Raw genomic sequence first — 13,260 nt, 5'->3', positions numbered from 1 at the left:
GATCAGGTCCTGTCAGGAACGAAAATCGTTTTGCAGCAGGAGAAGCCAAAAGGTTATGTGTCCGTACCGATTTGAAAAGTACTCGTCCAGGAAGGCGCTTCTTCTTGTAACGTGTCTGGCTGGCTTTGGTTCGTCGTCTCTTGCTGCATCTGCGCAGGCAGCTTCGAGTGATGCTCCAGTCCACCATAAGGCTCACGCGCGTCATGCAGCCCGCGCCCAAGCTGCTGCGGGTCAGAAAAGCGATGTTGTAGCTGTTCCTGCACATCCGAAAATGCGTCGGCCTGCCTCGATCAATTCGACAGGTGATGAACACGTTACCGTATCGACGTCACGCCTGGCCAGAAGCCGCGGCGGCGGCATGATGCGCGTTGAGACTGCTCCTTACGCAATCCAGACGATCACGAAGGCATTTATTGAGGCTAAAAGTCCGACAAGTACGGCACTTGATCTCATCAAGAACCTGCCAAGCGTAAACGTCTCCACGCCGGATACGTCCGGTATGCAGGGTGGACGTATTCAGAGCCGAAGCCTGACCGATGCTGATATGGCCCTTATGGTCGACGGTGCGCCTGCTGCTAGCGCCGCTTATATGGCCGAAGACATTGATTCAGAAAATCTGGATAGCGTCAGCCTCACGCCGGGTTCGTCCGCAGTGGATCTGCCGGCTACGTCTGCTGCTGCGGGCGTCATGAACGAAGTGTCCCATGATCCGTCGCATGAGTTCGGCGGCTTAATGGATTTCTCATACGGCACAAATAACCTTTCTCGCGAATTCCTGCGCGTTGAGAGTGGTGATATCGCAAAGACTGGCGTTCGCACCTTCCTTTCATTTTCGAATACTCATGCCCGTTCATGGATGGGTGCCGGTATCAACGAGCGCCGTCATCTTGATTTCGGTATTCGCAAGGACTGGGAGAATGGCTCTTTTGCGAAGCTCTTCATGTCCTGGAATAATGAAGACTTTACCATCGACCGCTATCCTACCGCCGCTCAGTTCTACAAATACAAGGCAACGGGCGAGGGGTACGGGCGCAAGGCTGGGTTTGATTCCACCAGCGCAAATGACTATTGGAAGAACAATATCGACCATTGGAACCAGATTTTCCTGAGTGCTCCAATCCATATCGTTCTTACAGACAAGCTGCAGTTTGATCTTCGCCCGTATTACAACATGGGCAAAGGCTGGGATGGCTCAGCTGGAACAGCTGCAAGTGGTGCTACGAACTATAAGTCGGGCGAGACCATTGCTAAAGGTACACCGATCACAAGTTACTTCCTGGAAAACGCAGCACTTGATGTCGGGGCGACAGCCAAGCTGGGATATGACATCGACAAGCACAACCATTTTGAGCTTGGTTACTGGTATGAAAATCAGGACTATACCCAGCATTTCCCAACCAGTGTGACGAAAGCAGATGGCTCCAATCCGAGCCCGAACGACTCAACGTATCAGGTGTATTCTGGGACTACCCGTTCCTACCCGGGCAACACAACTGGTTACGAAATTCACTCGCTATTTCTGCAGGACACAGCGAAGTATTTCCATGACCACCTGCTGGTCAATGCTGGCTTCAAATATGTGATGTCCAATGTCTGGTACACAACATATCCTGGACATAAGCAGATGGGCCAGAACCTGACGGCACCTCTGCCGCACCTGTCCGTCAGCTATCATTTCAATGAGCACCATCAGGTTTACATCAATGCTGAGGGTGACTTCCGTCAACCGTCTGCATCAGCATTGGCCAACACGACCTACACTGGAACGCTGCCTAAGAACCAGTATTCCATTAAAGAAGAGCTTGGATATCGGTATAACGACAAGTACGTTATCGTAGACCTCGATCTCTTTAACTACAATATTACCAATCGCTTGCTGACAACGTATCTTGGCAATAACCAATCTGGTGTCGTTAATGCTGGTAATCAGACTGCTCGCGGTTTTGATGCCATGTTCTCTACACAGCCGATCTATGGTTTCAGTCCGTATGTTTCGTTTGAATATCTGAATGCACGGATGGACACGAATATTGCGGCATCCGATGCGAGCGGTAATCTGACGGCCTTCAGGACTAAGGGTACGCAGGCACCTCTATCCCCGCACGTGATGGCGAATTTTGGTCTGACATATGTGCATCAAGGGTTCTTCGCGAATGCAACCGTTCACTACACGGGACCGCAGTCCGTCACCATCGCAGGTGATCAGCGTATTCCTGGGTATGTAACGAACACACTGTCACTCGGCTATCACTTCAAGCCAGTGTGGTATGCGAAGTCTCCGACAATCCGTCTGAACTTTACGAACCTGACAGGGTCGATTGTCCGGACGGGTGTCGTAGGTGTGGGTACAAATGCATCGGCTGTTCGTTTGATGAATGGTAATCTTTCAGGCAATGGATCCAGTGCCCAGTTCTATGTTGAGCCGCGCTTCAGCATGACAGGGACGATTTCCACAGGCTTCTGATTTTCGAACTTTTAATGGGCCCTCGGAACATTACGTTCCGGGGGCTTTTTTTATTGTTGAGTTTCGCGGGCTCGTGGTTGCCGTTTCTTCCCGTCAAAAACAGCAGTGTGATGGCTGTGTCGAGCAACGTGAGGTCTGACGTGTGTCTGGGCTCAGGACGCATAGCCAGAACAAGACGGTTGCAGCGAGGCAGATTGCCGAGAAGAAAACGGTGGGACATCTGTCATAGCATAGCGTGTCGCGACCCGTCTCCAGTCCTTAAGCTTCCCGAACATGATGTCGATACGGTTGCGTCTTTTGTATTTTCGCTTGTCGTATTTTACCGGTTTCCTACGGGATTTTCGCCCCGGAATGTAGGGTTTGATCCTTCTCTCCTCTAAGGCACCCCTGAATCAGTCAGTGTCATAGCCCCGGTCTGCAAGCATCCATTCGGCTGGTAGGAGATCGTCCAGAAGGGCAGCCGCACCGGTGTAATCACTGATCTGGCCTGCTGTCATGAAGAAACCGAGCGGACGTCCGCTCGCATATTCATCCCGCCTTTGGTGAGCCCAATCAGACGGCCTGGAGCCCCTTTTTAACCATAGGCTCGAAGCTGTGCGATGTGCCTTGAGATAGGTCGTATTATTCATGATCGTCTGAGGCTCTGCCTTGCCGGTAGCCAGTCTCTCCATCATGCGGATGAACTCCAGCGCTTCCAGTGATTGTAGAGGATCTTGTATGGACCGTATTCCCGGGCTGCATCACGCTAGCGCAGACCATTTCTGTTTGCGAAAATGATCCCATTCAACACACGAAGGTCATCAACACGAGGTTTGCCATGGCTCTTCGGGAAAAAGGGCCGCAGACGCTCCATTTGCTCGTTCGTCAGCCAATACAGGTCACTCATCTTCAGTCTCCTCAAGGAGCCTGAATTATATCCGGCCATTTAATATCAATGGGGCCTGAGCCTAGGCATTAAATTAGAGGGCTCATATTGCCTCTCCTTGCGGAGCAAAAGCATCGGAAGACCCTTGTCTGTGCGGCTTCCAGCAGCACTGAGGTTGCTCCTGAAAGCCGCTGTGTTCACCGTTCTAGCGAATAAGATTTTTCGCCAGATCTGAGCCAGATGCTACAAATCCGTAGCACTGGCGAACATTGTAAACGGTTGCGTCTTGGCAAAAATCTGGAGAAGTCGTCGCGGAGCAGTCATCGAGGAGGATGCAGTCGTAACCGAGACATCCTGCGTCTGTCAGTGTACTGAGAACGCATTGGTCGCTATTGACGCCTGAGAAAAGCAATGTGTCTACGCGAAGGTTTTTGAGTATCGCTTCGAGTGGCGTGTCCCAAAAGCCGCTCATTCGATACTTGGAGATGTGAATATCTTCCGGCTCGACTTCGAGCTCGTCAATGATTGCAGCATTCCAGCTGCCATCTTCCAGAACTTTGCGATCTGTGGAGCCTATAGCCGCTCCGATGCCTTTATCTTCACCTGCAGGGTCATAAACATGCAGGACAGAGGGGGGGAGGTTAAGCCTGTCTGGGCGGTTTCCCCAATTTAGCCAGATAACAGGGACATCATGCTTTCGAAGCGCAGGAAGGAGTGTCTTCAGCGGATCGATTGGGCGGCGGGCAGCTGTGATGTCGACACCAATGGACGCGAGCCAGCCGTCCGGGTGGCAGAAGTCATTCTGCATATCGATCACAATAATCGCGGTACGAGCAAGATCGAACGTCAGTGCCTGAGGCTGAGACGGAACACTAACTGGCCGAGAAGGACGCTCTGGCCGTAAAAGACTTATGGAGGACGCAGTTGCCCCCCAACTGTTAACGTGTGTGCTGCCCAGACGCCTCATTGACTGCCTCCGCACAGCACCGCCAGATCTTCCGCATCGAGCTTGACTGGAACTCCGCTACGGATCAGTTTTCCAAAGTCTTCGTCCGGGGTCATTACTGTCAAAGTGTAGAGCTTGTTGGTGCCCGTATTTTCCAGAACATGCTCTGATCCCGGCTTGACCAGAAGCGCGTCGCCAGCCTTGAGTTCGCAGCTCTGACCATCACACCAGGCGCGGCCTGTGCCGGACAGCACAAAAAACATTTCGTCCGCATCAGTGTGTGTATTGGGTGGTGTTGCGCCACCAGGTTCAAAAATTTCGACAACGGCAATAGACGCGTAATCGCCAGCCGTCTTGTCAAACAAAATGGCAAAGTAATTGGTTGAATCCGGGGCAATCCGGAAGGCTTCAACGCTATCAGGGCTGCATTTTGCGAAAGGCATGAGAATTATCTTTCCTGTTTGATCCAAGGAAGAAGAAGGTAGGTTCCGGAGCCGCATTTGAAGTGAACTGTCGTCACCTGTTGTTGGTCCAGAGTGGCGGTAATAGGGCTGGCCCCTGTGCCGGGGTTGATTGGAAACACGGGAAAGCAGGAGAGAGACAGGGACAGTCTCAATCTTTCTCCGGCTTTCAATGTGACGCATGTTCCCCGTAGCGGCAGAGAGGTCTGACCAGGGGCGGTCAGCGCGTATCCTTCTGCGAGGGGGTGTACTTTGCCGTTCTGATCGATACGCGAGACGCAGGCATGAAGGTCAAAACCGGCGTATTCACTCTCGATTTCAAAGCACCCTGTGATCGTTCCTGCGAGCAACTGATCGAATTCGAGCGGGAGCGTCGTGAATGTCAGGACGTCCGAACGCGCATCGGTGCGGGCACGATCTACGGGGCCTCCCGGAAACCCGAAGCTTCCACCACACGGACCCGAAGGGCGCCACGGATCGAGAGTAAGGCTCTCTGACGGTGCTGTAGGCGCTGTCGACGCGCTCAGAATACCATCGCGTGTGTCAATCGCGGAGCGGCCCGTCCCGGCTGGATAGCTTGGAACTTTTCCCGCCGAGAGTGTCGGGAAGTCCTGCCAGCAACAGGCGCCCATATCGAAAAGGCGTACTGGCTCCGTCTCGGGTATGGGGGCTGACTTTAGATACTGATCGAAGAATGCGATTTGCTGCTGATCGATGTCTGTAATGGCAGCCTCACCGACGTCCACATCCCCGATATGTCGGTCCCAAGGAAAGTGAGACCAGGGGCCAACAATCAAGCGTGTTGGCATGTGGGGAGACAGGGCATGATATGCTTCCAGCGTGCCAGGCAGGTGGCTGTCGTACCATCCCCCAATCAGTAGAACTGCAGGTGCCAGCTCCGCGATTTCGTTCAACCGCGATGCAGGAGAGATTTTGTCCCAGTAGGCATCTCCCGGAGGTGTCTCTCTCCAACGGGTATAATGGCTATATTTCGCCAGAAGCGCCTCATGTGCAGGCACTGTTGGTTGTTGCCCATTGAAAGACATGCCTCGACTAGCAGCAAAGAGTGTCTGCTGGGCTTCGTAGTCTCCCTGAAGCCTCGCAGTTTCTGCTGCCAGTTGCGTCGCCCAACCAAGATTGGCGCGCATCGGGAACGCCCCATTTTCATACGCCCAGTCTTGATCCAGCTGCCAGCCGATCATGGCAGGCGCAACTGCTTTGAGCGCTTCTGGTTTTTCTCCGGCTGCCAGAAGTTGGTTGCTCCCCTGAAAGGAGAAGCCAAACATCCCCACGCGACCATTGCTGCGCGGTAAGGATGCAGCCCAGGCGATCGTATCTGCACCGTCGGTCGCTTCATGCTCGAACAGGACAAACTCACCGCCAGAATCTCCGCGTCCCCGCACGTCCTGCATGATGACGATATAGCCGTGACTGGCATACCATTCTGGCGGTGCGTAGCAGAGCGACGTACCAATCTTGCGACCGTAAGCCTGTCGCATCAGAAGAACGGGGAAGGGGCCGTCTCCGTCTGGTTCCCAGATATCAGCAACCAGTGAAACGCCATCCCGGGTTTGCATTGTCTCCGTCCGGCGAGATTTCAGCGCTAACATCAGATTTCACCTCCCAGAGTTTCGTATGAAGGGGGAGTTGCCTCGAGAATGCGACCGTTTCGGAGAACTGTCCGTCCGGCCTGAGAGCGGCTCATCCATTCATTCATGGAACGAGCTGGAAAGATAATCAGATCCGCTGGTGCACCTTTTTCCAGGCGATGGGTCCTTTCCATCCAGGATCCCGGACGGCTTGTGACCGATTGCGCCCAAGGACGGTGAGTATGATCCAACTGGCCGATCCTCGTACCGCCTTGAAGAATTTCGTGCATGTCAAAGTCCCCGTAAGCGTAGAAGGGGTCTCGGACATTGTCGCTGGCGAGCATGACTGGAATACCCGCGGCATCGAGTTCCTGCAGCAAGGTTACACCTCTCCACCTTGGTGTGCGCCCTGCGGTGCGGTCCTGAAGGTACATGTTGCAAAGGGGGAGACTCACAATGCCAATCCCGGCTTCGCCGAGCAGGGAAATAATGTGCGTCTGTTGCGTCTCGCTTTGGACGCTAAGGCTACAGCAATGGCCGCATAAGATCTTTTGACGAAACCGAAGCTTCAGAGCTGTCTGGGCGATCAGTTCCAGAGCCGTTCCGTCTGTTTCTCCATTCTCATCGACATGAAGATCCAGTTCGAGCCCGTATTCTGTGGCTAGTCCAAAGAGAACTTCGAGGGCTTCCGGCGTCGTGTTGTGCTTCATCAGGACGGCGCCCAGAACGCCCCCCTCTGTCTCGGCGACATTTCTAACGATGCCGTCCCGGTCTTCACCCATGTAGCGCTCAGGCATGGTCAGGGAGACGCCTTGCAGAGCGACTTTCCCGTACCATTTCTTTTGAAGGCGACGCAAAAGCGGCCAAACGCGGTTCCCGTGCGTGCCGAAGGTATCCAGGTGCGTTCTTATGGCGCTTGTCCCGTGCGCGTAGGCACAGTTCAGACTGAACTCCATGCGGCGCTCAACGTCTGCGTCCGTCCAATACCCTTCTCGATCCTGGGTTGTGGCTTGCAAGGCCCCCATGAAGGTTCCATCAGGATTGGGTGTGCGCTCCCAGATGAAGGCCTTGTCCAGATGGGTATGAATATCTGCAAAGCAGGGCCAAACCATCTGACCCTTCAGATCAATTGCGTCCCCGACGGAAGAAAGACTTCCTGCCGGTAGAATATCCGAAATTTTCCCATCTGAGAGCGCGATATCGTAGCGCATGGCCTCATCAGTGAATGACGAAGGCAGCAGGCCTGCCGGAATAGTCGCGTTCAGGAGGACGCCTGGGACAGTGCTGAAAGAAGCTGGAAAAGTCATGAGCGATGTCTCAGAGCAAAGCGCTGGAGGCTGGCTGCTGCGGCATACAGGACGAGGCCTGCGACTGTAATAAGGAACAGTGCCGCGAACATCCGGGGAATATCCATCTGGAAGCCGGATTGAAGGATTTGGTACGCCAAGCCAGCCGAATTGCCGCCGGTTCCGGCAACAAACTCAGCTACAATGGCGCCGACAAGTGAGAGGCCTGTTGCGATGCGCAAGCCCGCCATGAACATGGGAAGAGCGCTTGGAATTCGCAGTCGCAGCAGCATTTGAAGGCGGGTGGCTTTGTGCATCTGAAAGTAAGCCGCAAGATCTGGATCTACGCTGCGCAGGCCTTGCAGAGTGTTCGAGATCACAGGGAAGATCGCTACTAATGCTGCGCAGGCAGTGAGGGCGAGGGGAGTATTGTGGATCAGGATGATGATCAGCGGCGCAATGGCTACAATCGGGGTCACCTGCATGATGACAACATAAGGCATCAGGCACCGTTCGATCAGCGGGCTCTGCACCAGTAGGAAGGCTATCAGAACACCCCCGAGGACGGCCACAACGAGCGCCGCAAATGTGATTTCCAGAGTGATAAGCAGCGCATGGAGTAATGATACGCCGTCCAGCATCAAAGCACGCCAGATGGCTAACGGAGAGGGCATCAGGTAAGGCGGGATATGCCAGAAGCGACAAATCGCTTCCCAAGTTGCCAGAAGGATGATTCCGAGCGTGATGGGAGCAAGGAGCGAGAGAGAGCGGGATGTCATCATTGCCGCGCCTCCTGACCAATCATGCTGTCCCGACTGGCATCTTCCAGGAGGATCGCCAATTCTTTGCTGATGCTGGCAAACTGATCGGAAAGGCGAAAAATTTCGTCGCGAACAATGCCACGGTCTATTTCGTATTGAGCATGAATACGCCCAGGGTGAGCCGCCATGACCATCACGCGGCTGGACAGAAATGCAGCCTCATGGAGGGCATGTGTGACGAACAGAGTGGTGAGGCCGTCTTCATAGCAAAGACGAGCCATCTCTTCATCCAGGCGGTTTCTGGTAAATTCGTCCAGTGCACCGAATGGCTCATCCATCAGAAGAAGATCTGGTTCGGTAACGAGTGCACGGGCAATGGACACGCGCATTTTCATGCCGCCGGAAAGTTGTGCCGGATATTGATCGGCCACATGACCTAGGCCAACGCGTTCAAGAGCGGCATGGGCACGCTTGTCAGCCGTTGTCCTATCCACTTTTTCCAAATCAAGCGGAAGGCGCACATTTTTCACGATCGTGGCCCATGGCATGAGCGTTGCATCCTGAAAGACGAACGCCATACGGCGCCCTTTCTGGCCTACGTCCCTGAAGCCACCGCCCCACCAGTCCAGCGTACCCGCCGACGGCGTATGAAGATTGGCGATGAGCTTGAGGAGCGTGCTTTTGCCGCATCCAGATGGCCCAATCAGCGTAACAAAATCTCCTTTCTCCACACTCAGATCGACAGGAGAAAGACCACGCACGCCGTTGGGGAAAATTTTCTCAACGCTGCTCAGGGAAAGAACGGGACTGCTCATGCGGGGACAGTCGCCAGGCTGTTGTGGACGACATCGAGGGTATACCCATCTTTCCATTTCGGACTGTCTGCAATGAGTTGAGCTGAAAGCTGGATGTCGTAAATGCGCTGCCAGCGCTCATCATTCATTGTCATGATTGGTGCTCCCGGTGCGCCCAGAGCTTTGATGTCGCGGAGTTTCTGGCGGGACCACGCGAGTTGGTCCGCGCTCATATCCGGATTAGCTTTACGGATCGCAGCATCCCCCTTAGTGGGATCTCCAAAAATATAGCGTTTCCAGCCTTCGCTGCTGGCCGCGATGAACTTCTGGAGCTCGGGGCCACGTTCTTCGAGGGTCTTGCGGGACACCATCAGCACGTTTCCATAGGCAGCGTAGCCCAAGTCATCGAGGAGGAAGAAATTGAATGGAATACCCGCTTTTTTGGCGCCGTAGGGCTCCGAGGAAACAAAGGCCTGCATGGCCATCTGCGGATTGAAAGCAAAGGGCTGAAGATTATAGGTGTAGGGATGGGCCTGATCTTCCGTGAAGCCATAACGCTTCTTAAGCCACACCCAGAAGCTGGCTCGCCCTTCTGAACTGATCAGAATGGGATGGCCCTTGAGTTGGGCGATGTCATGAATATCCGGGTGGGTCATCAAGCCGCCAACGCCTTTCTGGAAAGTCGTAGCGATTGCGACGGCGGGAATGCCCTGCACTGCACAGCGGATGGCTTCTTCACCCTGCATGATGGCAATGTCACATTGCCCCGCCATCAGAAGCTGGGTCATGTTCATCTGGGGGCCACCCATCTGAATTGAAACATCCAGATTTTGAGCGCTGTACAGTCCGTCTTCGGAGGCCTGGTAGTAGCCTCCGTGCTCTGCCTGAGCATACCAGTTGGTCAGCAGACTCAGGGGCCTAGATGCCGCTTTTGCTCGCCCAGAGGGTAGGGAAGACACCGCGCCCGCAGCCATGATGCCGCGGAGCATACTGCGTCGATCAAGCCTGTAAGGTGTCATGAGCTGCCTCCCAACGTCCATTTATAATTAGACCGTAACGGTTTTTTTGTCTCCGTGGGAAGAGCTATTCTGCTGCTGGACCGATACCTTTTTAACCCATTTGTGCGCGCAAAAAGGATGCACTCATTCTTTCTGCTGGGTGAAAATACAAACTCCAAGCATGCTCATAAAAAACCGGAAGGCGGCTTCCTGTCCGTTCCAGCTATGGGATTGCCACATCGCGAACCACTCTCCTCCGACGACAGAGAAGCCGAAAAACCAGATGAGAAATCCTACGGCTGTCGCGACGGGAACAAGGGTATGAGCGGCCTTGAAGGCCAGACTATCCATATTGATCGCCTTCGCCATCGTCCAAGCCGCAAACGAAAAAAGAGCACCGGTTGCGAATTCAGCGCCAATAATAAGGACGTAAAAAATATGCCACAGCAGCGGGACTGAGATCGCGCGCCATCTGAGGCTGTTGCCGGGAAACGTGGTATCCATCGACAGAACGTGACGAACAAATTCGTAGTTCGAACCATAATCTGTAATATTATTAAGTGCGACGAGAAGGCCGAAGACTCCCAGAGACCCGACCATCACGGTTTTGGAGAGACGATTCAGGCGCACGGAGCGCGTAGGCGTTGACTGTGTTGAAAGTTCGGACATGGCTGGCTCCTGTTTTTTGAAACGCTAGCGGAATGCCCGTAAAATTTGCGCCCTCTTTTTTGCATCGCTCCTGTCGAAAATAGATGCTTTAAAAGCTGCGATCTTCCTGTTTCATCTATCTTTTCGTTCCGGGATGATATCATATCGGAGCAGGGAATGTGTTGGCTCGTCCTCAACGGGGCGTGTCATTCCACACAAGAGACAACGGAAGACAAGCCCATGACAAGCAGTTCCGAGACGGTTTTCTGGCCCAAAAAGCGCTGGTGTGACATGATTTCCCGCCAGTTTCGTCAGCTTCCCCCTGAGACCGTGGCCATTCTTCCTGTGGCGGCGGTGGAACAGCATGGTCCACATCTTCCGGTCTATGTGGATGCCTGTATCAATGAAATGCTGCTTGATAAGGCAATGGAGGCGCTTCCCGCGACCGTCCCCGCCACCGCACTTCCTATTCAGGCTGTTGGCAAAAGCGAAGAGCATGTTGCTTACCCTGGAACACTGACCCTGAGCGCGCAGACCCTCACGCAGGTCCTCATCGAAATTGGTGAAAGCGTCGCACGATCTGGTGTGAAGAGGCTGGTGCTCCTGAATTCTCACGGTGGGCAGCCACAGATCCTGGATATCGTTGCCAGAACACTCCGACGGACCCATGGAATGTTTGTTGTCTGTGTTGGCTGGTCGCGTTTTGGCGTGCCGGATGGCATGTTTACCGAAGAGGAGCGCCGGTATGGGATTCATGGTGGCGACATTGAAACATCCCTGATGCTTCACCTGCGCCCGGATCTTGTTGAGATGGAACGCGCTGATAATTTCGAGCCATGGCCCCAGAAGCTGGCCGAGACGGCCAAATGGCTGGAAGCAGAGGGTCGTGTCGGCTTTGGTTGGTTGACGCATGATATTCACCCGTCAGGTGCGGCAGGAAATGCCGGGGTTGCTACGGCCGAGAAGGGCGAAGCTGTTGCCAATCAGTGGATTGAAGGTTTTCTTGAACTTCTTGCCGAGATTGCTGAATATCCGCTGGATCGTCTTCGTCCCATTACGGAGGATCTGGGTCGATGAGCTCGGTTGAGACCTTTCTGTCGCTTCTGGGCGATATTCCTGTTCAGACGGTGCCGGCTCTTGTGAAGCGGAAAAGCCGTGATTTTTACTGGTATAGTCCGGTTCTAAAGCGGCAGCTTGATAGCTGTTTTGGCGATTGTATCGTTATGCCGCGCAATGAAGAGGACCTTCTTCACATTGCACGGGTGGCACGCGAGACAAAAACGCCACTTACTCCGCGTGGGGGTGGCACTGGGAATTATGGACAGGCCGTTCCGATGGAGGGAGGCGCTGTCGTTGAAATGACAGAGCTCAACAAGCTCCTTTGGGTCAAGGATGGTGTCGCACGCGTACAGGCGGGCATGAACATGCTGGACTTGGATCGTGCTCTGCATGAACGGGGCTGGGAAGTCCGCATGTATCCGTCCACGAAACGGACAGCAACGATCGGCGGGTTTATCGCGGGTGGATCCGGCGGTATTGGGTCTGTTCGATGGGGCGGTCTTTCGTCACCGGGAAATATTCTGGGGCTCCGCTTTGTCACTCTGGACGAAAATCCGGAAGCTCTCGAACTTCGCGGCTCTGATGCGAGGGGTATTCTTCACACCTACGGAACGACAGGCCTGATTACCGAACTGGAGATTGGCGTTGAGCCAGCCGTGGATTGGCTGGATATGGCCATCTCATTCGGCACCTTTGAAGAAGCAGCGGTTTTTGCACGTGATATTGCGCTTCAGGCCGGTATTCAGAAGAAGCTGGTGTCTGTTGTTGACGGTGACCTGCCACCATTCTTCGCATCCGTACGCGAGCACGTGCCAGATGGGGCGTCACTGGTCATTCTCATGATCGCTCCGGCAGGTATTGAGACGGTTAAGGCGCTTGCAGAAGCGGCCAACGGTCACCTTTGTTATGAAGCCAACACCAGAGAAGCTGAGGACACGTCGGGTGCAACTCCGCTTTATGAGCTGACATGGAACCACACGACGCTTCAGGTTCTGAAGAAAGATCGTGGTTACACGTATCTGCAGTGCGGTTATCCGCACGTCGGGACACTAGAGAAGGTGGCGGAAATCCGTGCGCTTTTCCCTGATGACCTGATGATGCATCTGGAATTCTTTCCGATGGGCGGCCATGTGAGTTGTGCTGCGTTGCCGGTTATTCGCTTCACGGACGAAGAGCGCCTGAACTATATTATTGCGGAACATGAGAAGCGGGGGGTCAATATTGCCAACCCGCATGTCGTGACCATTGAGGAAGGCGGTATGCACCGTGTGGCATCACCAGATCTGGCCGCAATCAAGAAGCGATATGATCCGATGTTACTGCTGAACCCTGGAAAGATGCTCAGTGCCAGAACGCTGAAGGCAGAGGGCTAAAAGAGTGTGGGCCGGA

General features: G+C 54.1%; 11 protein-coding genes and 1 pseudogene. 3 read left to right on the top strand and 9 right to left on the bottom strand.

Annotated elements, in window-relative coordinates; translation table 11 throughout:
- The first annotated feature begins 55 nt into the window (after window positions 1-55).
- Entirely contained in the window at window positions 56-2,464 is a 2,409-nt protein-coding gene (locus KP707_RS09765) for a TonB-dependent receptor (protein WP_211503036.1), read from the top strand.
- A 162-nt stretch (window positions 2,465-2,626) separates the two neighbouring features.
- Here the strand turns inward: KP707_RS09765 and KP707_RS09760 are convergent.
- The 9 genes and pseudogenes from KP707_RS09760 to KP707_RS09720 all read right to left on the bottom strand — a co-directional run.
- Window positions 2,627-3,350: pseudogene (locus tag KP707_RS09760) on the bottom strand (IS5 family transposase); the annotation flags it as partial.
- Between the two features lie 184 nt (window positions 3,351-3,534).
- Window positions 3,535-4,296, bottom strand: coding sequence for a cysteine hydrolase family protein (locus tag KP707_RS09755; protein ID WP_211503037.1), 762 nt, complete (start codon window positions 4,294-4,296; stop codon window positions 3,535-3,537).
- A complete protein-coding gene (locus tag KP707_RS09750; RefSeq protein WP_046901873.1) occupies window positions 4,293-4,718 on the bottom strand; it encodes a cupin domain-containing protein in 426 nt (141 codons plus the stop codon). Before KP707_RS09750 ends, KP707_RS09755 begins: the two co-directional genes overlap by 4 nt.
- A 5-nt stretch (window positions 4,719-4,723) precedes the next feature.
- Window positions 4,724-6,313 (bottom strand): CocE/NonD family hydrolase, encoded by a 1,590-nt coding sequence (locus tag KP707_RS09745; protein WP_252348849.1) that lies wholly within the window; start codon window positions 6,311-6,313, stop codon window positions 4,724-4,726.
- Window positions 6,314-6,345: 32 nt separating this feature from the next.
- The gene (locus KP707_RS09740) at window positions 6,346-7,632 is read right to left on the bottom strand and encodes a cytosine deaminase (protein ID WP_211503039.1); all 1,287 of its coding nucleotides are present in this window, start codon (window positions 7,630-7,632) and stop codon (window positions 6,346-6,348) included.
- Window positions 7,629-8,393: an ABC transporter permease gene (locus tag KP707_RS09735; protein ID WP_211503040.1), complete on the bottom strand. Its 765-nt coding sequence runs from the start codon at window positions 8,391-8,393 to the stop codon at window positions 7,629-7,631. Before KP707_RS09735 ends, KP707_RS09740 begins: the two co-directional genes overlap by 4 nt.
- Window positions 8,390-9,187, bottom strand: coding sequence for an ABC transporter ATP-binding protein (locus tag KP707_RS09730; protein ID WP_211503041.1), 798 nt, complete (start codon window positions 9,185-9,187; stop codon window positions 8,390-8,392). The genes KP707_RS09735 and KP707_RS09730 overlap by 4 nt, the downstream gene beginning before the upstream one ends.
- Window positions 9,184-10,185, bottom strand: a complete 1,002-nt coding sequence (locus tag KP707_RS09725; protein ID WP_249202910.1) for an ABC transporter substrate-binding protein — start codon at window positions 10,183-10,185, stop codon at window positions 9,184-9,186. The genes KP707_RS09730 and KP707_RS09725 overlap by 4 nt, the downstream gene beginning before the upstream one ends.
- A 123-nt stretch (window positions 10,186-10,308) precedes the next feature.
- Window positions 10,309-10,833: a DUF2165 family protein gene (locus KP707_RS09720; protein WP_211503042.1), complete on the bottom strand. Its 525-nt coding sequence runs from the start codon at window positions 10,831-10,833 to the stop codon at window positions 10,309-10,311.
- Between the two features lie 219 nt (window positions 10,834-11,052).
- Here KP707_RS09720 and KP707_RS09715 point away from each other — a divergent pair, with 219 nt between their 5' ends.
- Window positions 11,053-11,889 carry a creatininase family protein gene (locus KP707_RS09715; protein ID WP_211503043.1) on the top strand — a complete coding sequence of 279 codons (837 nt, stop codon included), beginning with the start codon at window positions 11,053-11,055 and terminating at the stop codon, window positions 11,887-11,889.
- Entirely contained in the window at window positions 11,886-13,244 is a 1,359-nt protein-coding gene (locus KP707_RS09710; protein ID WP_211503044.1) for an FAD-binding oxidoreductase, read from the top strand. The genes KP707_RS09715 and KP707_RS09710 overlap by 4 nt, the downstream gene beginning before the upstream one ends.
- Window positions 13,245-13,260 lie beyond the last annotated feature (16 nt).

Source organism: Gluconobacter sp. P5E10 (genome assembly GCF_018812145.1).
GTDB lineage: Bacteria > Pseudomonadota > Alphaproteobacteria > Acetobacterales > Acetobacteraceae > Gluconobacter > Gluconobacter cerinus.
Note: the sequence above shows the minus strand (reverse complement) of the source record. Positions and strands in the feature narration are given on the sequence as shown.

Bases quoted from the DNA above. Each gene is read 5' to 3' on its own strand.
- KP707_RS09730 (WP_211503041.1), bottom strand. From the start codon at position 9,187: ATGAGCAGTCCCGTTCTTTCCCTGAGCAGCGTTGAGAAAATTTTCCCC.
- KP707_RS09765 (WP_211503036.1), top strand. From the start codon at position 56: ATGTGTCCGTACCGATTTGAAAAGTACTCGTCCAGGAAGGCGCTTCTT.
- KP707_RS09745 (WP_252348849.1), bottom strand. From the start codon at position 6,313: ATGCAAACCCGGGATGGCGTTTCACTGGTTGCTGATATCTGGGAACCA.
- KP707_RS09720 (WP_211503042.1), bottom strand. From the start codon at position 10,833: ATGTCCGAACTTTCAACACAGTCAACGCCTACGCGCTCCGTGCGCCTG.
- KP707_RS09750 (WP_046901873.1), bottom strand. From the start codon at position 4,718: ATGCCTTTCGCAAAATGCAGCCCTGATAGCGTTGAAGCCTTCCGGATT.
- KP707_RS09715 (WP_211503043.1), top strand. From the start codon at position 11,053: ATGACAAGCAGTTCCGAGACGGTTTTCTGGCCCAAAAAGCGCTGGTGT.
- KP707_RS09740 (WP_211503039.1), bottom strand. From the start codon at position 7,632: ATGACTTTTCCAGCTTCTTTCAGCACTGTCCCAGGCGTCCTCCTGAAC.
- KP707_RS09710 (WP_211503044.1), top strand. From the start codon at position 11,886: ATGAGCTCGGTTGAGACCTTTCTGTCGCTTCTGGGCGATATTCCTGTT.
- KP707_RS09725 (WP_249202910.1), bottom strand. From the start codon at position 10,185: ATGACACCTTACAGGCTTGATCGACGCAGTATGCTCCGCGGCATCATG.
- KP707_RS09735 (WP_211503040.1), bottom strand. From the start codon at position 8,393: ATGATGACATCCCGCTCTCTCTCGCTCCTTGCTCCCATCACGCTCGGA.
- KP707_RS09755 (WP_211503037.1), bottom strand. From the start codon at position 4,296: ATGAGGCGTCTGGGCAGCACACACGTTAACAGTTGGGGGGCAACTGCG.